Annotated in this window: 16 protein-coding genes; 11 read left to right on the forward strand and 5 right to left on the reverse strand. The window is 45.5% G+C overall.

Annotated elements, in window-relative coordinates:
- Window positions 1–31: 31 nt before the first annotated feature.
- Both QUA01_RS03510 and gloB read right to left on the reverse strand, forming a co-directional pair.
- On the reverse strand, window positions 32–5128 hold the full coding sequence (locus QUA01_RS03510; RefSeq protein WP_333087530.1) for a PAS domain-containing protein: 5097 nt from the start codon (window positions 5126–5128) through the stop codon (window positions 32–34).
- Between the two features lie 346 nt (window positions 5129–5474).
- A complete protein-coding gene (gloB, locus tag QUA01_RS03515; RefSeq protein WP_333087529.1) occupies window positions 5475–6248 on the reverse strand; it encodes a hydroxyacylglutathione hydrolase in 774 nt (257 codons plus the stop codon).
- 346 nt (window positions 6249–6594) lie between these two features.
- Between gloB and QUA01_RS03520 the strand changes: the two genes are divergently transcribed.
- The 4 genes from QUA01_RS03520 (at window position 6595) to QUA01_RS03535 (ending at window position 13962) form a co-directional block, all read left to right on the forward strand.
- Entirely contained in the window at window positions 6595–6798 is a 204-nt protein-coding gene (locus QUA01_RS03520; RefSeq protein ID WP_194068085.1) for a hypothetical protein, read from the forward strand.
- Window positions 6799–6897: 99 nt separating this feature from the next.
- On the forward strand, window positions 6898–7899 hold the full coding sequence (gene galE, locus QUA01_RS03525; RefSeq protein ID WP_194068086.1) for a UDP-glucose 4-epimerase GalE: 1002 nt from the start codon (window positions 6898–6900) through the stop codon (window positions 7897–7899).
- 445 nt (window positions 7900–8344) lie between these two features.
- Complete coding sequence (locus QUA01_RS03530) at window positions 8345–10957, forward strand: CHAT domain-containing protein (protein ID WP_333087526.1); 2613 nt, start codon at window positions 8345–8347, stop codon at window positions 10955–10957.
- Window positions 10958–11679: 722 nt separating this feature from the next.
- Window positions 11680–13962, forward strand: a complete 2283-nt coding sequence (locus QUA01_RS03535; RefSeq protein WP_333087525.1) for a PAS domain-containing protein — start codon at window positions 11680–11682, stop codon at window positions 13960–13962.
- A gap of 372 nt (window positions 13963–14334) precedes the next feature.
- On the opposite strand, the gene QUA01_RS03540 is transcribed toward QUA01_RS03535, so the two are convergent.
- Window positions 14335–14610, reverse strand: a complete 276-nt coding sequence (locus tag QUA01_RS03540; RefSeq protein ID WP_333087524.1) for a hypothetical protein — start codon at window positions 14608–14610, stop codon at window positions 14335–14337.
- A gap of 156 nt (window positions 14611–14766) precedes the next feature.
- Here QUA01_RS03540 and QUA01_RS03545 point away from each other — a divergent pair, with 156 nt between their 5' ends.
- The 7 genes from QUA01_RS03545 (at window position 14767) to QUA01_RS03575 (ending at window position 24406) form a co-directional block, all read left to right on the forward strand.
- Window positions 14767–15660: an ion channel gene (locus QUA01_RS03545; protein ID WP_333087523.1), complete on the forward strand. Its 894-nt coding sequence runs from the start codon at window positions 14767–14769 to the stop codon at window positions 15658–15660.
- A gap of 191 nt (window positions 15661–15851) precedes the next feature.
- A complete protein-coding gene (locus QUA01_RS03550; protein WP_333087521.1) occupies window positions 15852–16178 on the forward strand; it encodes a DUF433 domain-containing protein in 327 nt (108 codons plus the stop codon).
- A 3-nt stretch (window positions 16179–16181) separates the two neighbouring features.
- Window positions 16182–16532 carry a DUF5615 family PIN-like protein gene (locus tag QUA01_RS03555; RefSeq protein WP_333087520.1) on the forward strand — a complete coding sequence of 117 codons (351 nt, stop codon included), beginning with the start codon at window positions 16182–16184 and terminating at the stop codon, window positions 16530–16532.
- 277 nt (window positions 16533–16809) lie between these two features.
- Window positions 16810–17985, forward strand: coding sequence for a metallophosphoesterase family protein (locus QUA01_RS03560; protein WP_333087517.1), 1176 nt, complete (start codon window positions 16810–16812; stop codon window positions 17983–17985).
- Between the two features lie 138 nt (window positions 17986–18123).
- Window positions 18124–21165 (forward strand): SMC family ATPase, encoded by a 3042-nt coding sequence (locus tag QUA01_RS03565; protein WP_333087515.1) that lies wholly within the window; start codon window positions 18124–18126, stop codon window positions 21163–21165.
- A gap of 175 nt (window positions 21166–21340) precedes the next feature.
- Entirely contained in the window at window positions 21341–22510 is a 1170-nt protein-coding gene (locus tag QUA01_RS03570) for a pyridoxal phosphate-dependent aminotransferase (protein ID WP_333087514.1), read from the forward strand.
- Window positions 22511–22525: 15 nt separating this feature from the next.
- Entirely contained in the window at window positions 22526–24406 is a 1881-nt protein-coding gene (locus tag QUA01_RS03575; RefSeq protein ID WP_333087512.1) for an aminopeptidase P family protein, read from the forward strand.
- A gap of 132 nt (window positions 24407–24538) precedes the next feature.
- On the opposite strand, the gene QUA01_RS03580 is transcribed toward QUA01_RS03575, so the two are convergent.
- Window positions 24539–25687, reverse strand: coding sequence for a hypothetical protein (locus QUA01_RS03580; protein ID WP_333087511.1), 1149 nt, complete (start codon window positions 25685–25687; stop codon window positions 24539–24541).
- A gap of 6 nt (window positions 25688–25693) precedes the next feature.
- A complete protein-coding gene (locus tag QUA01_RS03585; protein WP_333113518.1) occupies window positions 25694–26110 on the reverse strand; it encodes a hypothetical protein in 417 nt (138 codons plus the stop codon).
- Window positions 26111–26287 lie beyond the last annotated feature (177 nt).

Here is a 26287-nt window from a genome sequence, read left to right on the forward strand (position 1 = left end):
GGAGAGGACTGAAGTCCTCACTGGGAACCTGTTATGGATTTTTTAGCTTTTGGCTCATCAATCGCGCTACAGCGGCCAATAACTCACTCGGATCGATCGGCTTAGATAAATGTTGGTCAAATCCGGCTTGCAAAATTTGGCGCTCGTTCGCTTCTCCAGCATAGGCCGTTAGGGCGATCGCCACCAAATCTCGATACTCTGGCGCAAGCTGAGTGCGGATGTGACGGATCAGCATATATCCGTCCATCTGCGGCATTCCGATGTCGCTGACGAGCAAATCCGGTGCAGTTTGCGCGATCGACAGCAGCGCCTCAGCAGCAGAAGATAGCGCAATCACCTTTGCACCCCCTTGGCCGAGGACGAAGGCGACAAAATCCCGCGAGTCGAGATCATCATCTACCACCAAAATTCTCAATCCCGAGAGCGGGAAAGATGAAATATCGCAACTACCAGACGAATTGACCGCTTCTAACCGCTGCGCTCTAGAATCATCATTTAATAGCGGTAATCTCACCGTAAACGTCGCTCCTTGACCTTCTCCAGCGCTTTCTACAAATACCGTCCCGCCGTGCAGTTCGATCAGTTGGCGGACGATCGCCAATCCCAATCCCAAACCCCCAAATTTGCGAGTAGTCGCGCCGTCTTCTTGTCGGAAATGCTCGAAAACATAGGGCAAGAAATCGGGAATAATACCTTTACCCGTGTCGGCGACTTGAATTTCCACTTCTTGGCCACCGACTTGCGTTAATCTAACTTCAACTCTACCGCCTTCGGGCGTAAATTTTACCGCATTCGATAACAAATTCCACACAACTTGCTGCAAGCGACTTGTATCGCCGAGAACGAGTCCGACATCGGGATTTAAAATTGTTTCGATTTGAATTTTTTTAGCTTCGGCTGCTAATTGCACCGTTTCCAAAGCAGACAAAATAATGATTCCCACATTCACCGGAGCCACAGTCAATCTAAGCTTCCCTTGCAGAATTCGAGACACATCTAGCAAGTCTTCGATTAATTGAGATTGCAGTCTGGCGTTGCGCTCGATTGTCTCCAACGCTTTGGCTGTTTGAGTCGCGCTCAGCTTCCCTGCTAGCAGCAGTTGCGACCAGCCTAAAATCGGATTTAGGGGCGATCGCAACTCGTGAGAAAGCACCGCCAGAAACTCGTCTTTAATCCGGTTAGCTCGCTCGGCTTCCGCGCGGGCAGTTTGTTCCAATTGCAGAACCATATCGCGCTCGATTTCTACTTTTTTGCCCTCTGTCATATCGATCGCAGAGCCAATAAAACCTTCAAATTGTCCGCTTTCAGTAAATCGGGGAGCCGCCGCATCCAGCGCCCAAGAATATCCGCCATCCGGGCGCCCCACGCGAAATTCCATGCGGTAAGGTTCCTGGCGTTCGTTGGCCATCAAAAATGCGTTTTTGGATGGTTCTCGGTCTTCTGGATGCAAAGCATTTATCCAACCAAATCCTAAACCTGTTTCTTGAGTTTGACCGGTGAATTCATACCAGCTTTCGCTGAGGAAAGTGCAGTAACCTGTGGAGTCTGTTACCCAGACCATAAAAGGAGTGTTGTTAGCCATATTGCGGAATCGCTCTTCGCTTTCTTGCAACGCTGCTTCTGATTGTTTGCGTTCTGTAATATCGCGACAGACAATCACTCCACCTTGGATTTCGTTGCTAGTATCAACCACCGGATAACCGCTGATACTGATCCAGCGACTTTCGCCATCTTGGCGGTCGATAAATACTTCTACATCATTGACATATTCGCCTTTGATTGCTCTGACTAGGGGTAGTTCAGCGTTGGGAAATAGGGTTTTTTTGTCTGGCAAAAATACTCCGTAGGTGCTCGACCATTCCTCCCAGGATTTTTCATTCGATAGCTGACCGAATATCCCCTCGGCGGCTCGGTTAAACAGCACAAACTCCCCTTGTTGGTTGGCAAGAATTAAACCGTCACCAATGCTGTCAATAATTACTTGTAGTAACTTTGTTTGTTCTTGCCGCTCGATTTCTGCTCGTTTGCGATTTGTGATGTCGCTGGAGATGCCAATCAAGCCGATCACTTCTCCCGCCTGATTGCGGTAGGGAGCTTTCATTACCAGAAATGTCCGAATGCCATCGTGAGATTCTTCGAGGACTTCTGTTTGTCCAGATTCCATAATGCGCCGATCGTTTTCCGTGACTGTGACTGCAAGTTCTACTACTGGGTATAAATCGATATCGCGCCAGCCAATTACTTCATCAGCAGTTTTTCCCAGCGCCTCCAGCGCGGGCGGATTGGCATAAATAATCCGTCCTTCTCGATCTTTGACAAAAATTGGCGTGGGCGCTGACTCGTTAATCACGTTCAAAATTGCATTCTTTTGTCGCAGTTCTTCTTCTGTGCGTTTGCGATCGGTAATATCGCTCCAATAAGCCGTCAATCCTCCGGCGGCTGGATAGGCGCTGACTTCTACATAAACTTGAAGTGAAGGTGAAAATTCTTCAAATTTGACAGAAACTTGCTCGTTAATAACTCGATGAAATTCTTGATATACTCTCGAATTGGATTCTTTCTCGGCGGGGAACATCTCCCAGATCGATCGACCTAACAAGTCGTTTCTCGATCGCGCCAGCAATTTTTCAGCAGTGGCATTAACGTAGGTATAGCGCCATTGCGAATCGAAGGCGATAAAGGCATCGGTAATACTTTCGATAATATTGCTGACTTGCTGTTTGGCCTCGGCGATGGCGAGTTCAGCGTTTTTGCGATCGGTGATTACTTCCGAAAAAATCATGATCCCGCCAATCTCACCGCTGTTGGTGCGCCAAGGGTGAATTTCCCAGCGCACCCAGTCCATCGAGCCATCAGCGCGGGGAAACAGTTCTTCTGGGCAGATTTCGACTGCTCCCGCCAGACAGCGCTGGTGGATTTGTTTCCAACGATCGGGCAAATCTGGCAATATATCGTAATGCGATCGCCCGACAATATTTTGAGCGCCCAGCCCGTAGTTAGCCAGCCAGCGATCGCTCACCAGCATATACTGCATCTGGCGGTCAAACATCGCCACCCCCACAGGCGAATGTTTAACAAACAGTCGCAACTTGCTGTAGTGTTCGCGCAGAAGATTTTCCGCCTGTTTGCGATCGCTGATGTCTTTGAAAAGTATGGCGACTTTGCGGCTGTGCGGCTCGGGAGTGCGGAACGCCGAAACCTCAAACCAGCGGTTCATCGCTTCGGAGCCGTGTTCAAAGCGCAGCGGTTCCCCCGTGAGCGCGACTTTGCCGTACACCTCAAACCAATAATTTTCGTGCTCTGGAATGAGCTGTCGCATCGTTTTACCCGCAGCTTGTACGAGTCCGGTTTGTTTCTCGAAGGCCGGATTGATTTCTAAGAAGCGGTAATCGATCGGCTTTTCGTTGTCGTCAAACAGCATTTCGATGATGCAAAAGCCTTCGTCTAGGGACTCAAACAAAGTGCGGTAGCGTTCTTCGGATCGGCGCAAAGCTTCTTCTGCTTGTTTGCGATCGCTAATATCCACAAACGCTCCCACACAGCCGCAAACTGCGCCCTGTTCGTCAAATAACGGCACCGCATTCACCAACCAATCAAAAGTCGCTCCGTCCGATCGCACCATTTGAATTTCCACATCCCGCACTTCGGAGCCCGAAGCCGCAGCCCGCTGCATTGGGAGCTCTTCTGGCGGGATTTCTACTCCGTTGCTGAGTTGTCTGAACGGAAGGACTGCGGCTTGCTCTCCGCTTGCAGAAACATTGGCATCGGGCGGCACTGCGAGCATCGATTGAGCAAACCGGTTAGCGCGAATTACTTGACACTGGGCGTCGTCTGCGATCGTAATTCCGACGGGTACGGCATCAAGGATTGATTGCAATTCATTCACTCGCCACTCTAGTTCCTGGTTGAGCCGTTGAATTTCTCTTTTGCTAGCTTGGCGATGCGTAATTTCGTGTACCGTCACGTTCACGCCCAAAACGCGATCGTCCTCGGCCCTGAGCGGATAGAGACTCAACAGCCAATCCTGTTCGACTCCCGGCTGTGCTGAGTTCGTCCTGCGAAGTTCGAGCTGTTGAAGTGGAACTTTAGTTTCAATAACTTGTCGGTAAAGCGGCTCTAAATCATCTGCCATTTCTGGCAAAATTTCGCGCAATGTTTTGCCGATGTGGGCGGCGGCTGGAACTCCGTTAATTTCTGCTAGCCGATCGTTGATCCGGACAAACCGCAACTCGGTATCGACAAAGCAAAGTCCGATCGGCGCGCTAGCATAAATCGCCTCGATTTCTGCTAGTTGTTGGTGTGCCGTTTGCGCTTGTTTAATAAAAGCAGCGCTCGCCGCTTTCTGCTCGGTCACATCTTGAAAATAAACGGCAAGCCCCGAGGCGATCGGATAGGCTCGCACCGCATACCAAGCATTGAGCGGCGGATAAAAAGATTCAAAACTAACCGTAACTTGCTCTCTAGAGGCGCGGCGATATTCCTGCTCGAACAAAGTACCGACAGCTTCGGGAAACTCTTCCCAAACGCTGTTGCCGATCAAATCTTTCGAGAGTCGATTTATCCACCGCGCCGCTTGAGAATTAACGTAGGTAAACCGCCAGTCTCGATCCAAAGCATAGAACCCGTCGGAAATACTTTCGAGGGTGTCTGACAGTTGTTGGGCGGGCGCGTTGTTGGCGGCTTCGGGTTGAGGAGGAGCGATAGCAGTGAAGGTTGTAACTACTGCATAGGGAGTCGATCGATCTCCCTGAAATAAAGGTTGAGAATTGAGCGTCAACCAAATCAATTTTCCCGGAGGTCGATCGAAGCCCATAATAACATTTGAGATTGGCTGCCCGGTTTGCAGCGCCACCGTCGCCGGATGCCTCTCGGCGGGAAAATCCGAGCCATCTTCGCGCACAGTACGCCCCAGAATGTTGAGCCAAGAGCAGCCCTGCATCTGTGCTGCTGTCATCCCCAGCAGTTTCTCGGCGATCGGATTGCACCCCTGAATGCTGCCGTCTGCCAATTGCAAAACCATGCCTATATCTGTTGGTAAAGGCGCGCCCGGATAAAGCGCGTTGTTAGAATGCGTTGAAACACAGGGGTCGATGTGCTGTTGGGGTTCAGTATTGCCTAGATTTTTCATCGATTTCTAACAACGGTTTGAGTTTTGGCTAAGCCAATCGCGATCGTTAAATAATTATACGGAAATCATTCCGAGGAAGTATTACTTTAAACAGGGTTACAATTCAAACTTAAGAGGGATGTCGATCGTCCTACTGGAATGTTGATATCGGGACAATTTATTGTATCGCACAGTCCCTGAGCTTAACCAGTTGCCGCTACAGAGCAAAGGCCAGAGGCAGTTTTCTGGCTGTTTCAAAGCAGGGGTAAGCCCGATCGGTTTTCTTGGTGGCTGCATATTATCAACGGCTGTGGCTCGTTGCACACATTTGACGTGATGCAGGTATGTAAGGCTGACGTTGCTATTGTCAAAATCGGTCTTTCATGGCGCGCAATTGAGCGAAGGTTTGGACGGGATCGCGGGTGTTGGCGGCCCGTTGGAGGTTGGGCAAATCCCAGCGCAAAAATGGGTTGGTCTTTTTCTCGATGCCGATCGAGGATGGTATGGTAGGTTGCGATCGGCTGCGTGCTTCTTTAACTTCGGCTAAGCGCTGCTGCAGATCGGGATTGTCGCCATCTACGCCGATCGCAAATTGCAAGTTTTGCAGCGTGTATTCGTGGGCGCACCAAACTCTGGTACTGTCCGGCAGGTTTCGCAATTGTTCCAGAGAAGCTAGCATTTGAGCTGGAGTGCCTTCTTTCAGTCTGCCGCAGCCTCCAGCGAATAAAGTGTCCCCACAGAACAATTCGCCGGTTTCGCCTTGGTTGCGCGCGGGGAAATAGTAGGCTATGTGAGCTTTTGTGTGGCCTGGTACGAAGAAGACTTCGGCGGTTCTGCCGGCAAATTCTACTCGATCGCCCGCTTGCAAAAACACTTGCTGTCCAGGAATTCTGCCTCTATCTTGTGCGCCGCCGTAAACTTTAATTTGCCGAAAGCGATCGATCAGTTGCTGGTTGCCGCCTATGTGGTCGTTGTGGTGGTGCGTGTTGAAAATTGCTGTTAATTCGGCTCCGAGCGAGCTCAGTTGCTGCAAGACCGGTTCTGCTAGGGCTGGATCGACGACTGCTGCTGTCTGGCGATCGGGGTCGTGCAGCAAGAAAATGTAATTATCGGACAGTACCGGGATTCGATAGACCTGCATAGAATTACCTCTGGATAAAAATTATTATAGAATCAAATTTAGTGCGATCGCACTTCCGAGGCAGGCTTAATTCATAATTATAGACTCCGCGCATCTATCTTTGGGAGTATAACCTCGATCTTGTGTCCGATCGATTAACCGCAGGCGCGACGGGTTCGTAGTGCGGAATGCGAGTCCGTAAAATTCTGCGGAATGCGAGTCCGTACTAGGAACCATTTTTGTTATCGTAATCGAGCGGACATGATATGATAGATTATTTCTGCTGTTCCACAAATCGATTTGCATCATTTCTGAGTTAAGAATTGCCAGCATCTTTAACTATTCTGACATAAAGGCGATCGAATAAATGCGAACATCTCCCAACAAATCGAACTTGACAATTTCTCAAATGGTCGATCGGATTGTAGCGTCTGGCAAAATTGCTCGCCGCGAACATTTAGTTTTGACTTCCACTATCCTATCTGATGATAAAATTTCCGAAGAAGACCGATATCAAATCAATCGCATCTTTGATTATCTTCAAATTGGTCGCCTTAAGTTTATCGATTAATTTTTTTAGTTGACAGTTGAAAGTTGACAAAAAAACAGACTTAACCCAACCCTAAAATAATACAATCGACTATCCAACTACAAAAAAAAACAGAATAAAATGAGTACAAAAAAACCAACAATTTTGGTAACAGGTGGAGCTGGATATATTGGCTCTCACGCAGTATTAGCACTGAAAAAAGCTGGTTACGACGTGATAATTTTGGACAATTTAGTTTACGGACACCAAGATTTAGTAGACCGGGTTTTGCAAGTAAAATTGGTAGTGGGCGATACGAACGATCGCGCTTTGCTCGACAACCTGTTCGCCACTCACGAAATTGCAGCAGTAATGCACTTTTCAGCCTATGCTTACGTGGGCGAATCTGTTACCGATCCAGCTAAATATTACCGCAACAACGTCATCGGCACAATTACACTTTTAGAAGCAATGATCGCTGCGGGAGTGAAAAAATTTGTGTTTTCTTCAACCTGCGCGACTTACGGCGTACCGCATAAAATTCCCATCGCAGAAGACCACCCACAAAATCCGATAAATCCCTACGGCGCTACTAAGTTAATGGTAGAACGAATTTTGTCCGATTTTGATGTTGCGTACAATTTTAAATCAGTTTGTTTCCGCTATTTTAACGCGGCTGGGGCAGATCCAAACGGGTTGTTAGGAGAAGATCACAATCCAGAAACTCACCTGATTCCGTTGGTGTTGATGGCGGCTTTGGGTAAGCGGGATTCGATCGCAATTTTTGGGACAGATTACGATACTCCCGACGGTAGTTGCATTCGCGATTACATTCACGTTAACGATTTGGCATCGGCTCACATTTTAGGATTGGAATATTTGTTAAATGACGGCAAATCTGATTTCTTTAATTTGGGAAATGGCGGCGGATTTTCGGTAAAAGAAGTGATACAAACGGCTCGTGAAGTGACTGGAAAAGAGATTAAAGCGGTTGAGTGCGATCGCCGTCCGGGAGACCCAGCAGCCTTAGTTGGTAGCAGCGAAAAAGCTATCAAAATTTTGGGTTGGTGTCCAGAATATCCCGACATTAAGGATATTTTAATTCACGCTTGGCAGTGGCATCAAAAACGACACTCCACTTAGTAAGCTGTTGCTCATATAGATTGTGTATGGCAATTGACGCTCCGATGGGGAGAGAATTTGACAAATTTTATTTGCACAACAGCTTATTTAGGGTGCTGACAACCAGAGAAAGTCTGGCGCGAGAGACAAGGTAAACTCGAAAGAATCGAGGGCGACAGCTTCCACGGAGTTAAGAAAATGTTTTTTGGTAAGCCGGAAATGCTGCCGCCAGCTCGTTAATAAGAGGAAAAAGAAAGAGTAGGCTTGAGTTGCGTAAATATTGGATTGATGGGTTAACCGCAGATGTCAAGCGGATACACACAGATGGACGCAGATAATTCAATAATTGAAAGTGAATTAGTGCGAGATGTCTAGTGGATGCTCCAAACCATATTTGATGATATGACTTACCGGCAAAAAACTCCCATCAGCGTGCTGGTGGAATTACCCAGCTTGAATTATATATATGAAGTTTGCCCGATCGCTCCGAAAAGCAATTCTGTTATTTCTGATCTCCTGTTTGCTATCCGTTGCAATTCCTCCCGCAGTTGCTCAGATTCAGTCACCGCCTGCTGTGCAGCTTGTCCGACAAGCTCGCACTCTGTGGGAAGAAAAACGTTTTTCCGAAGCTGTACCGCTCTTGCAGCAAGCGGCGGTACAGTTTGAGAAAACAGGCGAAAATCTCCCTCTCGCCACAGCCTTGAGCAATTTAGCTGCAACCTACGGGCAGTTAGCACTTTGGGAACAAGCAGAACAAGCTGTGAATTCGAGTTTGTCGGTGGTGCGAGCCGAGTCCAAAACTGCCGAACAGCAGCGGATTTTGGCTGAAACTCTCAACATTCAAGGACAGTTGCAACTCGAACGGGGACAGACTCAAAATGCGATCGATAACTTCGACTCAAGCGCTAAAATATTCGAGCAAATCGATCGCAAAAACCAACTTTTTCAAGTTCAAATCAATCAAAGTCGGGCTTGGGAAACTCTCGGACTTTACCCAAGAGCTTGCAAAATTCTGTTAACTTCCTTGATGTTGGAAAACCAAACTTGTGCAGTTTCGACATCAGATTTGGCAACTTTAAAAAATCAGCCTATTTCTGCCGAAAAAGTCCGGGCAGTTCATGCTTTAGGGCGGGTGCTGCGGGTTTTGGGACAACTGGAAAACTCCCAAAATTTGCTATTAGAGGCACTGACAGCAGCCCAAAAATTAGGTATCAAACAAGATGAAGCGGCAATTTATCTCAATCTGGGAAATACGGCGCGGGCGAAAAGTAATAAACCGGGTTTGAACACCCGACAGCAGGCTGACTTGGAAGCCTCGGCTCTAGAATATTACGATCGCTCGGCGGCAATCACAGTCGCAACACCTCTACAAATTCAGGCGCAGTTGAACAAATTAAGTCTGTTGGTCGATCGCACAAACTGGTCGGAAGCAGAGGTTTTGTGGCGTTCCATCGAACCTCAAACCGCTGAATTGGCTTCAAATCGTGCGGGACTTTACGCTCGAATTAACCTAGCTCAAAGCTTGATGAAATTAGCTCAGTCGCCTGCAAAAACTTTGAGCTTAAGCGATGTTGACAAAATGCTGGAACGCTCAGCAGCACCGGCAAATAGTTTGGGCGACAAACGCATACAAGCTTACATTCTGGCAGCTAGGGGCAAACTTTCGGAATTGCAGCAGCAGCATCAGCAGGCGGAAAGTTTGACAAATCAGGCTTTGAGTTTGGCACCAGTGTTTGAATCTCCCGATATTGCCTATCAATTATTGTGGCAACTCGGACGGATTCGGAAAGCTCAGGGAAATACAGAAGGGGCGATCGCCCAATATACTCAAGCTGTAAATGTATTGTCTTCTCTGCGGGGCGATTTGGTGACAGTGAATCCCGAAGTACAATTTTCGTTTCGGGAAAGTGCCGAACCAGTTTATCGGGAATTAGTCGGACTGCTTTTGGCAGAGGAATCTCCGAGTCAAGCTAAATTGAAACTGGCGCGCCAAACGGTGGAATCTTTGCAGTTGGCGGAATTGGATAACTTTTTTCGGGATGCTTGCGCTGATGCTAAACCACAGTCGATCGAGCAAATCGATCCTGCTGCGGCGGTGATTTATCCAATTATTTTGAGCGATCGTTTGGAGGTAATTTTATCAATTCCCGGCAAACCACTGCGCCGCTACACTACCAATAAGTCTCAAGCCGAGTTAGAAACAGCCTTCAGACTAGCCAAAAATACGATCCGGCCTGCTGCGTTTCCCCGCGACAGGTTGCCCGCCGTCCAACAGGTTTACGACTGGTTAATTCGCCCCGCAGAGGCTGATTTGACTGCCAGCGGAATTAAAACTCTGGTATTTGTACTCGACGGTTATTTGCGAAATCTGCCGATGGCGGTGCTGCACGACGGCGAAAAGTTTTTGCTAGAAAAGTACAGTATTGCTTTGGCACCAGGACTGCAATTGCTGACACCCAAACCTCTGAGGGAAGTTAAGTTAAGAGTGCTCGCGGCTGCCCTCTCAGAAGCGCGTCAAGGCTTCTCGGCTCTGCCGGGGGTGAAACGAGAAATTCAACAAATTTCTGCTCAGATTCCCGCTACTGACCTGCTGAATGAAGATTTTGTTAGCGGGCGGTTGCGCGATAAAATCAAATCTTTGTCTTACCCGATCGTCCATTTGGCAACTCACGGTCAGTTTAGCTCGAATGCGGCGGATACTTTTATTGTGACTTGGGACGAGCGGGTGAATGTCAAGGAGTTCGATCGACTGCTGCGATCGCGCACTGGGGATAACCAACAGCCGATCGAGCTTTTAGTCTTGAGTGCTTGCGAAACAGCTTCGGGCGACAATCGCGCGGCTTTGGGTTTGGCCGGGGCGGCAATTCGATCGGGTGCCCGCAGCACAGTCGCCACGCTTTGGCAAGTCAACGACGAATCTACTGCTATCTTTATGACTGAGTTTTATCGGCAGCTTGCTGCTTCTAAAACCAGCAAAGCTGAAGCCCTCCGCAACGCTCAATTAACCTTGCTGCAAAACCAAGAATATAAAAATCCCTATTACTGGGCTGCTTTCATACTCGTGGGGAATTGGCAATAAGCTGAGGAATTTTACAAGCCGCTAATAAAAACCTTAGTTATTGCGATCGGCTAGAAACGGTATTGTTTTCTCAACGCTATTAGTCAGGGAATAAATTCCCTGGCGGTATATAGCACTTCTCACTCTCGATGAGCTATCGATCGATAGATCCCTCAATCCCTCAATTCCCCAATCTCAAATCTCAAACTTGTTCGCTCGCGAAGTCGAAGAATCTAAAATTTCAACCTGTACCTCACCTTTTTGAGAAAAGCTATAACTGCTGTGAGGGCTTGCAGGAGATGTGGATAAGCTGTTGTGCATTTAAATTGTATATTTTGATGACAATCAAAAATCCGATCCCCATCGGACCTTCTCCCCTTCTCCCCCTCAATCCCCATACACAATCTATATGAGCAACAGCTTAATCACAAGAGTTTAAACCCCTACCCGAAGCCGGTACAAACTCAAAGGTCGATCGAACTTTCATTCAAATTCGGTAGCACTAAGTATCACCTACTCATCTTAGTCTCTAAATACACAATTACTTTCGTAATATTACTTAGTCCAATATTTTTTTAAACTTTCTCAAATTAGCGATCGACTGCGCCACAGGGAACTAGCATCGCCATTCAAGCTATACCGCTAAACTTTAAAATTTATTACTTTTGACACTTGACATGAATCGAGTGTTACAATAAACAAATTAAAAAACTTTAGAGTCGCAAATTTGAGCGCTTACTACAATGAACACACAAGTATTTAAGCATTTCAATGAATTACAGCAACATATCGATCCATTACATCTAGAACAAAAAGAAAATTTTACCAGTAATATTAACAATTTATCCTGCTCTTTGCAGGAATTGTCAGTCGAAACTCAGCAAACTTTATCAACAAAAGAAAAGCAAACTAAATCAGAACAAATCAACCACAGTTTAGAACTTAAAGTGTCTCAACAAGGTGCTCGCATCAGAAATTTAGAGCAGCAATTAGACCAGAGTCAGACGCAGTATAAAAAAGTGACTCAGGTGCTGACAAAAGCAGAAGTAAGATTGCACACTCTCCTCGCAAATTCTTCCGATTTAATCACAATTATTGAAGCTGACGGGCGGATAGGAGACGAAACTTCGGTGGCGCTAGAGCGGATTTTAGGCTACAAACCAGAACAAAAAATCGGTAAATTATATAATGATTTAATCCACCCAGATGATGCCCCTGCTTGGCAGGAATATTTTGCCAACTTGCTCAAACAACCGGGGATTGCACCGCCCATAGAATATCGCAAACGCCACGCTAACGGTGACTGGGTATATTTAGAAACCATTGCTAACAATTTGCTGCACGATTCCAGCATCAACGGCATAGTAATCAATTCTCGCGATATCACAGAGCGGAAGCTCTCAGCAGCAGCGTTAGAAAAATCGCAACAGCAAATCGTTAATATCTTAGAAAACATCACAGAGGGCTTTTATACGCTCAACCGCCATTGGCAGTTTACTTACATCAACCAGAAAGCAGAAGATTGCTGGTACAGAAAGCGTCAAGAGCTTTTAGGTAAAAATATTTGGGAGCAGTTTCCAGAAAGCGCGAAGACGATTTTTTTTAAGGAACTTCACAATGCGGTCTCCCGTAACGTTGTTGTTAAATTTGAATGGTATTACGAGCAGCCAAATATCTGGCTGGAAATCGAGGCTTATCCGTCGGAAGAAGGTTTATCGGTGTTCTTTCAAAATATCACGGCTCGCAAAAACCAAGAAGATGCACTGCAAAAAATTCACTCTCAGCTCCAACAGCAAACCAACCTGCTAAATAGTGTCCTCTCAAATACACCGGGCAGACTTTTGATGTTCGATCGCGCAGGGCGGTTAACTTATATCAATCGCGCCGGATTAGAGTTAACTCCGCTGTCAAAAACCTGCATTTTAGGCAAATCAGTAGCAGAAATTGGCTGGCCGCCAGAACTTATAGAACTCCACAATAATTGCTGGAAAAATATACTAGCCACAGGAGAAAGTTTAACAACAGAAACAGAGTTTATCAATCCGCGCACCGGGCGCAGGAATTATTGCAGTTACATTTTTAGCCCGATCGCGAATGCGGAGGGTACCATCGAAGCAGTTCTCGTTACAAATAGAGACATTACCGAACTTAAAACAGCCGAAGCAGCTTTGCGGGAATCAGAATCCCGGTATCGCATTCTCTCGGAAATTACTTCAGATTTTGCCTATTCTTTTAACCTATTGCCCGATCGAACATGGGCCTGCGAGTGGATGACTGAAGCTTTTACTCGGATTACAGGTTATAGTGCATCAGAAATCGCAAATTCCGGTTGGCCCGAATGCAACTGCATTCATCCCGAAGATCGAGAAATGCTGCAGGAACAAATGCAGTCTCGCTCCTGCAGCAGCAGCAAGGAAGTCAGCGAATATCGAATTGTCACAAAATCCGGTGAAATCCGCTGGCTGTGGGATTGCCGGCAAGTTGTGTGGGATGAAGCCGAGAATCGCGCTGTAGGTGTTTACGGTGCTTGTCAGGACATCACCGAACACAAGTTAGTAGAGGCTAAATTGTGCGAAACCAATCAAGTTTTAGAAGGGTTAATTGAAGCTTTGCCGGTGGCGGTTATTGCTGTCGATGCGTCGGCTTCGGTGACGCTGTGGAATCCGGCGGCGGAGCAAATTTTGGGCTGGGAAGAATCTGAGGTTTTGGGGAAGATTTTGCCGATCGTCCCGAGCGATGAAATTCTCGACTTTAGCGCTATGCTTCAGTCAGAATTGGCAGGAAAAGCGCCAGTTGCCAAGCAGTGCCAGCGGCAGCGCAAAGACGGTTCGTTAATCGATGTCTGTATCTCAACTTTACCGCTGCGAAATCCCCAAGGCCTGATTACCGGTAGTTTAAGGATATTTTCTACGATTTCCGCAGCCCTAGAAAAGCAGGAGAAAAAAGATAATATCAAGGGCGAGGGCGATCTACTCGATCCCTTTTGGGCGCGTTACGTCAGCCTTCCTCACCTCACCAACAAATAAATAAGTTCGCAGCGAATAATATCACTAAAATAGGTTAGTATAGCCTTTCTGTGCTCTCATATTATGAGGTACTATGCGGCATAGGGCATAGGGCATACCTCACTTTTTTGAGAAAGGCTATAGTGAGGACTTCATTCCTTCTTAAATCCAACTAACAGCTAGCAATAATATCACTCAAATAAGTTAGTAGTGAGGACTTCATTTCTTCTGAAATCCAATCGGTAAAAACTCAAATCCTCAATAACTAATATCAAATCCTCTCTTCATCAGAATAGTAAATTCAAGTTCACTGTTGACGGTTGACAGTGAACAGTCAACCGTCAACAGTTAACATCATTCCGGTGTCACCGGAAATGATATAACCCGTAGTTTTCAATCTTCAACTCGTCTGACAGCCATGCGTTGCAGCGGCAGGCTGAGGATGCTAGAAGCAGTCAACAAGTAAGAAAGAACAGTAGTCAGCTTCAAACTGAGCAATAACCAGCTATCCTCTGGTAAATGAAGTTTCAGCCCGAAGACAGAAATGCAGTACACTATCCAGTAAGTAAAGCTCATCTCAATCAGCATTTCTTCACTCAAAGCACGATCGCCTGCCAGCTTCGACTCACGCTTATTGCCCAGCAACAGCAGACCTGCAATTGAAGCCATAAAAGAAATCATCACCACACAGTCACGCCAGTTAAGCTCAACCATTTTCAACTCCGCTGCGATCTGAATTTTTGAAATTAAAAATCAGTCTAAGGGATAAGTTTTCGCGCTTCCAGCAATAGTTACAAATTGAAACAGCAGCAGTTACAAATCGCAATGAAAATGCACCGCAACCGCCCGCAACAGCCTCGTTTAGTCAGCCGAAAAGAAAAATGCACCTTAAATATTGTTAAGTTGGGAATACCTCGCCTGCATTTTGCCGACCTCTACCACAAACTGCTAACTCTTTCTTGGCCGCAATTTTTCATGCTGATTAGTCTGTCGTATTTAGTCATGAATGGTTTATTTGCCTTAGCTTACTTGGCGGGAGGAGATTGCATTGCTAATGCTCGGCATGGTTCTTTGAAAGATGCCTTTTATTTCAGCGTGCAAACAATGGCGACCATCGGCTACGGCACAATGTTTCCCCGCACCGATTACGCTAATACTATAGTCGCGATCGAAGCGTTTTTTGGTTTGTGGGCCGTGGCGATGGTGACGGGACTAGCTTTTTCAAAATTTTCCCGGCCAAGCGCTAGAGTTATCTTCAGCCGCGTAGCAGTAATCGCTCCTTTCAACGGCGTTCCCACTCTGATGTATCGCGCGGGAAATCAGCGCTTCAACCAAATTTTAGAAGCGCAGCAGGGAGTTACTTTGATCCGCGACGAAGTAACACCGGAAGGAGAATATATGCGGCGTTTTTACGATTTGCAATTAATGCGGAATCAATCTCGTATTTTTTCCTTAACTTGGACGGTAATGCACGCAATTGATGAGAGCAGTCCTTTGTACCAACTTACTGCCAAAGACTTGATCGAGCAGGAAGCGGAAATTGTAATTACGCTCACGGGAATTGACGAAACAGTTTCGCAAACTATTAACGCGCGACATTCTTTTGTAGCGTCGGAAATTATGTGGAATATGCGGTTTGTAGATATTATTTTGAGAACGCCGGATGGCGGTCGGGTGGTTGATTATACTCGGTTTCACGATGTGAAACCTATTGAATGAGACAAAACTTACGCAGCGAGTGCATCGAAACCGGGTTTGGTGCAAAATATGGCTTTCCCACCTTGAATTTCCATAAAAACCCGGTTTCTTTGGTATCGATCCAGGAGTGCTATGAAAATTTTGATTTAGTCACTGCTAGAATACTTGTATGCCAAAATAAGCTAATATTTATGAACTCAATAGCTGCGAATATGACACTGAAAGAATTGCAACCGCAACTCCTAGCGTTAAGTCCCGAGGAAAAGACTCAAGCTATACAATTACTCGCCCAAAGTTTAACCAACTTTTGGTCTGGAATTCAAAAGACTCCTGGCGTATGTGGTGGCGATGCTTGCATCAGACAAACGCGGATTCCTGTTTGGGTGCTCGTGAATGCTCGTCGTTTAGGTATTTCGGAATCTGAACTGTTAGAAGATTATCCGACTCTGCGTGCTGCTGACTTGGCGAATGCTTGGGCTTATGCTGAGGCCTATCCTGACGAGATTGAAACAGCAATTCAAGAAAATGAGGATGATTGAAAAGTGGCATCTTTTTATGCAGATGAACAATATCCAAAGCGAGTTGTGGAATTTCTAAGGACTTTAGGTCACGATGTCCTGACAGTACAGGAAGCAGGAAATGCTAATCAAAAAATTCCTGATGATGAAGTATTAGCTTTTGCATTGAGTATTGACCGCGCTATTTTAACACTCAATCGCCGTCATTTTATCAAGCTGCATACATTACAACCAGACCATGCTGGTATCATTGTTTGTAAAGATGATTCAAATAGGGAGCGGCAGGCTGCGCGGATTAATGAGGCTATTTCTAATCTAGAAACTTTGAGAGGGATGCTGATTCGAGTTAACCGCCCATCGGTTGAAGATAAGTGATAGAATACATCGAGTATTAAATGAGCTTGCACACTTGACAAATAAATCCACTATCAATTTACCTAATTAAACATAAAATACGGCTCTCCTAAAAGCTTTCTGTGCATCTTTTATTTCATATTCCATATTCCATATTCCATATTCCATCTTCCTGATGACGTTGTACGGAAAGCTCGGAGGCGACAGCACTGATGACTGATGACTAATGACTTCTTCCATCTTCCATCTTCCATCTTCCATCTTCCTTCTTCCTTCTTCCATCTTCCTTCTTCTTACTATGCGAATAATTCATACTGCTGACTGGCATTTGGGGCGGCGTTTTCGAGGGATCGATCGCACTTCCGAAATTGCGATCGCCCTCGAACAGATTTTGAAACAAGCCAAAGAGCTCGATGTCGATGCTGTGCTCGTCGCCGGCGACATTTTTGACGTTCCCAACCCTCCAGCCTACGCTGAGCGCGTTGCCTATCACTTTTTCTGCGAGCTCCAAGCTGCCGGAATTCCCGCAATTGCGATCGCCGGCAATCACGATTCCGCATCCCGCATCGACAGCATCGCCCAATTGCTCTCCCTCGCCGGCGTTCGCGCCCTAGGCAAACCCAAGCGTTCCGCCGACGGCGGCAGCATTATTCTTAATACAAAAAGCGGTAAACTCTGCGTGGGAGCGATGCCTTTTGCTTCCGAACAAAGACTGTTAGATGCTAATGCTATCTGGCACTCCGGCGATGCCAAAATCCGCCAAGATTACCGCGAACTTGTAGCAGATTTACTGCAAGATTTAACTACAGATTTTCGCGACAATACTGTAAATATGCTGATGGGACACATGAGCATTGACGGCGCTCGCTTGGCCAAATCCGAAGTCGCTTATTACACGCGAGAAAAATACTTGCTTTCATCGCAAACTCTGCCAGCAGAAGCCCAGTATATCGCCCTCGGACACATCCACATCCACCAGCGCATTGCTAAGAATTCCCTCGCTTATTATTCCGGTTCTTTAATTCAGTTAGATTTCGGAGAAGCCGAACAGGAAAAAGGATTTTGTTTGATAGAAGTTGAGCCGGGAAGTCAGGCAAAAGTAGAATTTAAACCTGTGGCTTGCAACAAACCGTTAAAAGTGCTTCAATGTGATAATGACAATCTTGATGCTGTTTTAAAAGCTCATCAATATCATCCTGGTTTCTTAAAGGTAATTGTCGATCTAGACAGCCCGCAAATCGGATTAGCCGATCGCGTGCGGCAAATCTGTTCTCAAGCGTTGTTGATTGAACCGCGCTATCGAGATGCACCGCTAGAAGCCACGGAAATGACTAATATCGATCCCAACAATTTCGATCCGGCGGCAGAGTTCTGCAACTATTACCAAAACCGCTTGGGAACGACACCACAACTCGCTGTATTGGAGGGATTTCAGGATTTGTACAAGAAGTTTAAGGAAACAGTTAATAGTTAAATTGGTAATTGGTAATTGGTAATTCTTTGCCATTACTCCCGATGCCGAATGGACTTGATAAGTGCCATAGCACTCGGAAAAACATCATTGTAAAAATTCCAAAATCTAAAATCCAAAATCTAAAATCTAAAATCTTTTATGCGTCCACTAGAACTTTTACTCGAAGGATTTACCAGCTTCCGCCGGGAACAGCGTTTAGATTTTTCTCAACTCGATTTGTTTGCAATTACTGGTGCTACGGGTGCGGGCAAATCTTCGCTGCTAGATGCCATGACTTACGCGCTTTTTGGTACGACAACTCGCAGCGGCAAACAAGTAGGCGATTTAGCAAGTCAAGGTAGTAAAAATTTAAAGGTACAGTTACGTTTTACTGTGGGTTCTGCCCAGTATCGGGTGACGCGGACATGGCGTTTTCGTCCAAAAACTCCTGAAAATAAGGTGATTTTGGACTGCTGGCAAAACGGCGAGTGGGAAACTTTGGGAACGAGTATTGTTGCAGTGCAAAATACGATCGAACAAATTTTAGGAATGGATTTTGATACTTTTACACGAGCAATTATTCTGCCTCAAGGAAAGTTTGATGAGTTTATTAAAGGGGATGCTTCTAAGCGCCGAGAAATTTTGCGGCAGCTAGCAGGATTTGAGATTTTTGAGCAGATGCGGAAGGAAGCAAACGAGCTCGCAAAGTTGCTGAAACAGGAACGGGAAATGGTGGAAAGGCAGTTAGCTGACTTGAGCGCGCCGACGGCGGATGAGGTGGCCGGAAAGCGATCGCAACTTGGGATTTTAGAGCAGCAGTTACCTGAGTTCGAGCGCGCCGTGATGAAAGCTCAGAAAACGTTAGACGAAGAGGAACAGCTATTTTCACAAATCGCTCGCTGGCAAGAATTACAACAAAAATTGGCTGAGTTAAATGCTAGTTCCGCCGAGATTGAAATTTTAGCACAGCGTTTGGAAAGAGCGCAAGCTGCCAATCATTTACAGGGAGATTGGGCTTTAGTGCGATCGGCTCGCAGTCAAAATGAAACTGCCGAAAAAGCCGCTAAATCAGCGCGGGAAAAATTAATTAAAGCTCGCTGCGAGCTAGCAGCAGAGCAACAGCAACTTGACGCGGTTCAAGCCAAAGCAGAGGCACTAGCACCACAATTTAAGGCTCGTGAAGATGCTCTGGCTGCTGCGAAAGTATATGAAGAACAGCGCACTCAATTAGAAAAAGAAGTGGCAATCGCCCAAAAAAGACAACAGGAAAAACTCCGCTTTTTCCAAGCGGCAGAAAAAGAATTGCAAGCTACTAACATTAAAATTCAGAATGCGGGTTTTCGAGTTACTAGAGCAGCAGTATTGCTCGAACAGTCTTCGCCGGGAGGAAAGCGTTTAGAGCAGTTGCAGGAAATTGCACCTTTATTGGTGGAACTTCAGCTTATTGCCAAGCAGGGAAAAAGTCAGCAGGAAATGTTGGGTAAGTCTCTGGCAGAAAAAGAAAGCGCTCAACAGAATTATGTCGAAGTTGTCACTAATTTAACAGCGGCAGAAATCCGGCTCAAAGAGTGCAGCGACGAGTTAGAAGCGGCGGAAACTGCTAATGCGGAAGCGGCGCGTTTAGAGACTGTTGCTGCTGTCAGAATGTCGTTGAATTCTGGCGATACTTGTCCGGTGTGCGGCGGGGTGCATCCTGAGAGCGATTTGCTCCCTCCTTTACCGATTTCTAAGATTGTAGATGTCGCTGGTTTGCGCCGGAAACTGGCGACAGCAAATCAGTTTTTTCAATCAGCTCAAATGGCCGTGGCTGAGGGAAAAAGTGCAGTTTCATCCTGCGAGCAAAAACAGTCGGAAATTGCTCAAATGTTAGAATTGACGGCGAAAAGAGTTGGCGAATTGCAGCAGCAAATATCGGAAATTCTGGAGGAGCGAGAATGGGAAGTGTCGCAGTTACAGCAGGAGTTGGCAATTCTTAAAGAGAGCGATCGCCAATACCGAGAAATTGAGCAGCAATTCCAAATCGCATCCTTGGAATATAATAATTACGAAGAAAGATTAAATTTTGCAGCGACGACAAAAGCTGCTAAACAGCAGGAATATCAAGAGGCGATCGCCGAATCTGACCGCCGACAGCAGCAGTTACAAAGTTGTGTAAACGCGCTCTATCAAATTACCGAATATCAACCTTATGTTAATTTAGCACAGGCTTTAGAAACAGACAAGCAAGAGTTAAAGGATCGGCTGAGAATTGCCGAAAAATCTTATCAACTTGCTCAAAATATTGCTATTCAAGCAGCAGAAAGAGAGCTACAAGCGGGAGAGGTTTTTGCACGAATTCAGGCGGAAAAACAGCAGCTAAATCTGGATTGGTTGGCAAAATTAACAGCGGCTGATTTCACCGAAGAGACTTTTTTAGCAGCGGTGACATTAGTTAACGAACAATTGCAGTGGGAAAATGCGATTCGATCCGTGCGCGAGTCAAAAATTCAGCTAGAGACGCGGGCGAAAGATTTGAGCGAGGCGATCGCGGGTAGGACTACTGATGAAGATACTTTAGCACAAGTGCGATCGGCAAAACAAACCGCCCAAGAGAACCTCAAACAAGCCAACAACAACCGCACCGAGCTTTTAGCCTGGGTACAAGTAGCAGCGCAAACCCTCGAACAATCCGAAAGACTGTCGCAGCAAATCACAAATTTCACAGAACAAGAGCAAACCTACCACACCCTAGCGCAAAATCTGAAATCCAATGAATTTCAATCCTACATTTTAGAACATTTAGAAGCAGAATTAGTCGGCAGCGCCACCGTGATTTTGCAAGAATTAACCGACAATCGCTACCAGCTAAAAAACCAAGAAGGCGAATACTGGGTAACAGATAATTGGAACGGCGGCGAAGCGAGACGAGTCCGCACCCTTTCCGGCGGAGAAACCTTTGCAACTTCCCTATCAATGGCTTTAGCTTTATCAGAAAAATTATCTCAAGGAGCTCAATTGGGCAGCTTATTTCTTGATGAAGGATTCGGTACCTTAGACGCAGAAACTCTCGAAAGCGTTACTCAAATTTTAGAATCTTTGCGGCAGCGAGAAAGACTAATTGGAGTGATTACCCACGTTCGAGGCTTGGGCGAAAGATTGCCCGCCCAAGTGAAAGTATTTAAGTCACCCCAAGGTTCTAGAATAGAAGTTGAAAAAGTTTAATACAGGGCGGTTGAAACCAGGTTTACACAAGCAAAACCCGACGAAAGCGGGTTTAAGATTGGACGGTTAACAGTACGTTATTTTCTTCAGTCCGCGCAGGCGGACTTCCCTTTTGTAGACGCGGTTTCAACCGCCGTCTGCAAACAAATTTAATCCTAAAAACAAAGTTAAATTAATGAAAAATTACCCCACTCGAATGCAATCGGTACAATCGCCAATAATTCCCGTAGTAGGCGAACTAATCCGCCAAAATCCGGGAACAATATCTTTAGGACAAGGCGTAGTTTACTACAATCCGCCCCAAGAATCATTTAACAAAATCCCCGAATTCCTCGCAAACCCCGACAATCACAAATACAAAGCCGTCGAAGGAATTCCCGAATTACAAGATGCAATCGCAGCCAAACTAAAGACAGACAACGGTATAGAAATTAACAATAAAAACTGCATTGTTGTCACCGCCGGCAGCAACATGGGATTTACCAACGCCATTCTCGCCATCACCTCGGCGGGAGACGAAATTATTATCCAATCACCTTATTATTTCAACCACGAAATGGCAGCAATCATGGCAAATTGCCACCCAGTCATAGTAGAAACCGACGCTAACTATCAACTCAATATCGATGCGATCAAAAAAGCAATTACTCACAAAACGCGAGCAATTGTCACCATTTCACCCAACAACCCAACAGGCGTAGTTTATGATTTTGAATCACTGCGCGAAGTAAACGAAATTTGCCGCCAGCACAACATTTATCACATCAGCGACGAAGCTTATGAATATTTCACCTATAACGGCGTTAAACACTGTTCTCCCGCAGCTTTTCCCCACAGCAGCGAACATACAATTTCCCTGTTTAGCCTTTCTAAGGCCTACGGTTTTGCGAGTTGGCGCATCGGGTATATGGTAATCCCAGAACATTTGCTGGTTTCCGTGAGAAAGATTCAGGATACTATCTTAATTTGTCCGCCGGTAATTTCTCAATATGCAGCCTTGGGAGCCTTGCAAGTTGGTAGAGCTTACTGCGATAATTATGTAAGGGCGATCGCATCCGTGCGACAACTCGTATTAAACGAACTCAATACCATCCAAAATCTGTGTACAATTTCCCCAGCCTGCGGAGCTTTCTACTTTTTCTTAAAAGTTGACACAGAACTCGATACAATGGAATTAGTAGAACAATTAATTCGCGAATATCGCGTAGCAGTGCTTCCCGGTACAACTTTCGGCATGGATAGCGGCTGCTATTTGCGCGTTGCTTACGGTGCTCTGGAAACTGAAACAGCGGCCGCAGGAATTAGCAGGTTGGTCAAAGGTTTAAAGGCAATTTTAAACAAGTAAAATAGGATGTAAAAAATGGTTACAACTAATTTAATAACAGATAAAAATATTAAAATGTTACCCGCTGCTAAGCTTAAAGACTTGCGCGAGTTGATGGCAAGTTACGACTTAGATTGCTATTTAATTCCAGCGGTTGACGAACACTTAAATTTATCAGTTCCAGCAGCCAAGCAACGGCGAGCTTGGATTTCCGGTTTTACTGGTTCGGCCGGCGATTTGTTGGTTGGGAAAGATGCTGCTTGGTTGTTTGTGGATTCCCGCTATTACGAACAAGCGGAATTGCAAGTGGATGCTGCACTGATTCAAATATCGAAACTCGGCTTAGAAGGAAATTTAAGTTTAATTGAAACCTTAGAAAAAATCGCGGTAGAATCTGCCCAAAAGTTAACTAAAATTAGATTTGGTTTTGACCCGTTTACTGTCGCGACAGAGCAATATCAAAACTGGATCAGAAAATTTGCAACTGCTGGAATTGAACTCGTAGCGATATCGGAGAATTTAGCAGACAAAGTTCGACAAACTACAGAAATTTTACCCGCAATTGACGAATCTCCGATATTTAGTTTACCAGTATCTCTGACGGGAGAAACCGCTGCTCAAAAGTTAGTCCGAGTCAGGGAAGCGATGCAAACTGCAAACATCGACGTGCTACCGATTAGCAACCTGAATCAAATAGCGTGGCTGTTCAATCTCCGAGGTTCGGATATTCCCCACATTCCGATTTTTATATCCTATGCCATTGTCACTGCAGATGCTGCGTTTTTGTTTACCAATCCCGATCGCATTTCAGCAGAAATCAAGCAAGAATTGTCGCCTGCTGTAACTGTGCTTCCCTACGCAGACTATCCGTCAATCTTAGAATCGTGCGTCAATTTGCCGAAAAAAGTTCGGGTGCTATTAGACTCAAAACACAGCACAGCAGGCACGTACAAGTTGATTTTAGGTCAACAAACAACTGAAAATAAGATTGAAATAGTTTTTGCTCCGAATCCGGTGGAAGGGATGAAAGCTCGGAAAAATCCTGTGGAAATCGAGCAGATGAAATCAGCCAATTTTAAGGCAAGTCGAGCGAAAGTTCTGACTTTAATGTGGTTGACAGAACAGCTAAAAAATGGTAAGGTTTTGACTGAGTTTGATGTTAAAGAAAGCATCGAAAGTTTTTATCAGCAAGAAACGGATTTTCAGACTTTAACGTTTAGAACGATCGCCGGTGCGGGTGCAAATAGCTCGATCGTACATTACGGAACCCCAAGCCCCGAAATCACCTTAAAACCCGGAGAATTGCTGCTGCTGGACTCAGGCGCACAGTATCTAGCGGGTACTACAGACGACACCAGAACCATGATTGTCGGGGAACCGACGGCGCTGCAAATCCAACACTACACAACAGTTTTAATCGCGCACATCAACTGTGCATTGCAACAATTTCCCAAAGGTACAACCGGATCGCAATTAGATGCGATCGCCCGTGCGGTATTATGGCAACAACAGCTAGACTACGGACACGGCACCGGGCACGGAGTCGGCGCATTTTTAGCCGGTCACGAAGGCCCCAACGGTATCAGCAAATTTGTCCAATATCCCCTAGAAGCGGGAATGGTAACAAGTATCGAACCGGGATATTACGAACCGGGATGGGGCGGAATTCGCCTCGAAAATCTCTATGTTGTCAGGGAAATGCCGTCAAAAAACGCTACGGTTTGGTACGGATTTGAACCGCTGACGTATATTCCGTTTGAGCAAAAATTGATAAATGTCGATCGGCTGTCAAAGACTCAACTACAATGGTTGAACAACTATCACGCTTCCGTAATCGAGAAACTCTCACCCGTACTTGATGCAGCAACAATCGCCTGGTTGAAAAAAGCCTGCGCTGCGTTAGGTAAAATTCAATAGGTTCAGTTAAGCCAGATCCCCCTTAAAAAGGGCGGGAAAAGAGCTGCATCAAAGTCAACCCCTACTCCCCTTTTTCAGGAAAATTTAGGGGGATTTCCGAGCAACAAATAGTCCTATCCCCAGCCTATTAGATTATAAATCCACCTTAAGCAAACGTCTTTTCAATCCAGAGCGACTGCTATATTTATTATGCAGTTCTTGAAGCCGCGTTAAAAACTTAATTTGCTGCTTTTGATAATCCGCCAAATCTCGCAGTTTTAAAAGTAACGGCACTACTTGGTCGTAAGAGTTAGAAGTTCCTTTTTGAATAAGAGCGTCTATCTCTTCCCAAGCAGCCGTTTCTCGCTTAGCCAAAGCTTCTAAATCTCTGATTCGTGCAGCTTTAGCTTCCTGTTCTATTCTGTATTCTTCCTTTTTTTCTTCCTTTTTTGCGCTTGCTAAAAGCTGACGAATTGTTCGTTTGCCGGGATTTTCCTCTTGCCTAACTTCTATCATTCCTGATAATTTCTTACCCAACTCAATAGAGAGATTAGATTCTCCTTTAAGTAACCGCAGTAAAAAAGTATCGACTTCAGAACGTTCAAGTTTTTTGATAGCTTCTTTGATACTACTTTCGGGAATTGAATCTTTAGTAACACTCGCACTGATTGCAGTTTTCAGTAGATGCTCATCCACTTCAAAAATATCGATAAAAGCCTGTAACGATGAAGACAACTTACCGAAATTAGGAGGAACAGGTGGCTCTAGTCCTTCTCGATCATCATTTTCATCATCATCTCGCTCATCTTCATCTTCGTCGTCGTCGAGTTCATCAAGATAGGTAATCCCTTTTAGCCAAGCCAAATAAAGTAAACGATAATCTCCCTGCAAAATTTCCTGGCGCAAACCTATCAAAGAGGATAAATTTCCTTCTCCCTCTATCCACCCATCAAAACCTTCTTCCTCGTTAATAGAAATCTCTAAAATGACAAAATTATTAATTTCCGAAACCTCAACTATATCTTCAACGCAATATTGCCGCATCAGTTCGATATCAATCAAACCTTTGGGGAAACGAAACATTAGTTGCAACGATCCCCAATTAGCTATGTAAAACATAGCATCGAAATATTTGACTAATAATTGTTTTTCGTTGCCCGGTAAGTCTCCATAGCTATAAACAAAGATAGCTCTATTAGAGCTTATTTGCGCGCGACTAGAGAGTTGGCTGAGTGCTTCTTGTTCGGATTGAGTCAAACGTCGATCGACGCTTTGAAACTCGTAATATTGATATTCGCTCATTTTCGGTTATTCCAAGTACATAGAAGAGATGTCAAAGGCTTCTTCAGGCGTACCATAGAAACTGCCATTGTTGAACACACAAAGCTCATATTTTTCATTGCTATATGTATAAAAACCCAGAGCCCAAGCTTCTTCATCACTAAAGTAACGCAGCCGACATAGGTGAATGGGAGTATTTCGCCTTCGTTCTAAATATTCTTCACGAGATACGCCAAGGTCTTTGCTCGGAAAATCTAGGGGGACATTAGGTTCTGTATAGGCATCAACGTAACAAAACTGACTGCGAAAGCGGATGCCTAAGCGAGTGTACTTACCAGCGTAGTTAGCAGCAGCATAATCGAGAATACGCTGCTTTACCCGTTCTTGAACTGCCGGAGGGATTTTCACTCCACCTGCATTTGGATCTTTTACCCAAGGGGACATTTCGCTGCTCCGGTACAGTGCTGACAAATTTAGTTTAGAATAACTTGATAACCTTAGTGGCTAACATTTAATCAAACTTGATAATCAGACGCTCAAGTTTGCGATCGCCAGATTCAATCTAGCTCTAGATATTTCTATTTTTGGAAAAAAGATTACGTTAACAATCAAAATTGTTGA

The organism is Microcoleus sp. S36a_B3, assembly GCF_036700745.1.
Classification (GTDB): domain Bacteria; phylum Cyanobacteriota; class Cyanobacteriia; order Cyanobacteriales; family Microcoleaceae; genus Microcoleus.

Bases quoted from the DNA above. Each gene is read 5' to 3' on its own strand.
- QUA01_RS03550 (WP_333087521.1), top strand. From the start codon at position 15,852: ATGACACTGAAAGAATTGCAACCGCAACTCCTAGCGTTAAGTCCCGAG.
- QUA01_RS03580 (WP_333087511.1), bottom strand. From the start codon at position 25,687: ATGAGCGAATATCAATATTACGAGTTTCAAAGCGTCGATCGACGTTTG.
- galE (WP_194068086.1), top strand. From the start codon at position 6,898: ATGAGTACAAAAAAACCAACAATTTTGGTAACAGGTGGAGCTGGATAT.
- QUA01_RS03535 (WP_333087525.1), top strand. From the start codon at position 11,680: ATGAACACACAAGTATTTAAGCATTTCAATGAATTACAGCAACATATC.
- QUA01_RS03530 (WP_333087526.1), top strand. From the start codon at position 8,345: ATGAAGTTTGCCCGATCGCTCCGAAAAGCAATTCTGTTATTTCTGATC.
- QUA01_RS03540 (WP_333087524.1), bottom strand. From the start codon at position 14,610: ATGGCTTCAATTGCAGGTCTGCTGTTGCTGGGCAATAAGCGTGAGTCG.
- gloB (WP_333087529.1), bottom strand. From the start codon at position 6,248: ATGCAGGTCTATCGAATCCCGGTACTGTCCGATAATTACATTTTCTTG.
- QUA01_RS03545 (WP_333087523.1), top strand. From the start codon at position 14,767: ATGAAAATGCACCGCAACCGCCCGCAACAGCCTCGTTTAGTCAGCCGA.
- QUA01_RS03575 (WP_333087512.1), top strand. From the start codon at position 22,526: ATGGTTACAACTAATTTAATAACAGATAAAAATATTAAAATGTTACCC.
- QUA01_RS03585 (WP_333113518.1), bottom strand. From the start codon at position 26,110: ATGTCCCCTTGGGTAAAAGATCCAAATGCAGGTGGAGTGAAAATCCCT.
- QUA01_RS03560 (WP_333087517.1), top strand. From the start codon at position 16,810: ATGCGAATAATTCATACTGCTGACTGGCATTTGGGGCGGCGTTTTCGA.
- QUA01_RS03570 (WP_333087514.1), top strand. From the start codon at position 21,341: ATGAAAAATTACCCCACTCGAATGCAATCGGTACAATCGCCAATAATT.
- QUA01_RS03510 (WP_333087530.1), bottom strand. From the start codon at position 5,128: ATGAAAAATCTAGGCAATACTGAACCCCAACAGCACATCGACCCCTGT.
- QUA01_RS03520 (WP_194068085.1), top strand. From the start codon at position 6,595: ATGCGAACATCTCCCAACAAATCGAACTTGACAATTTCTCAAATGGTC.
- QUA01_RS03565 (WP_333087515.1), top strand. From the start codon at position 18,124: ATGCGTCCACTAGAACTTTTACTCGAAGGATTTACCAGCTTCCGCCGG.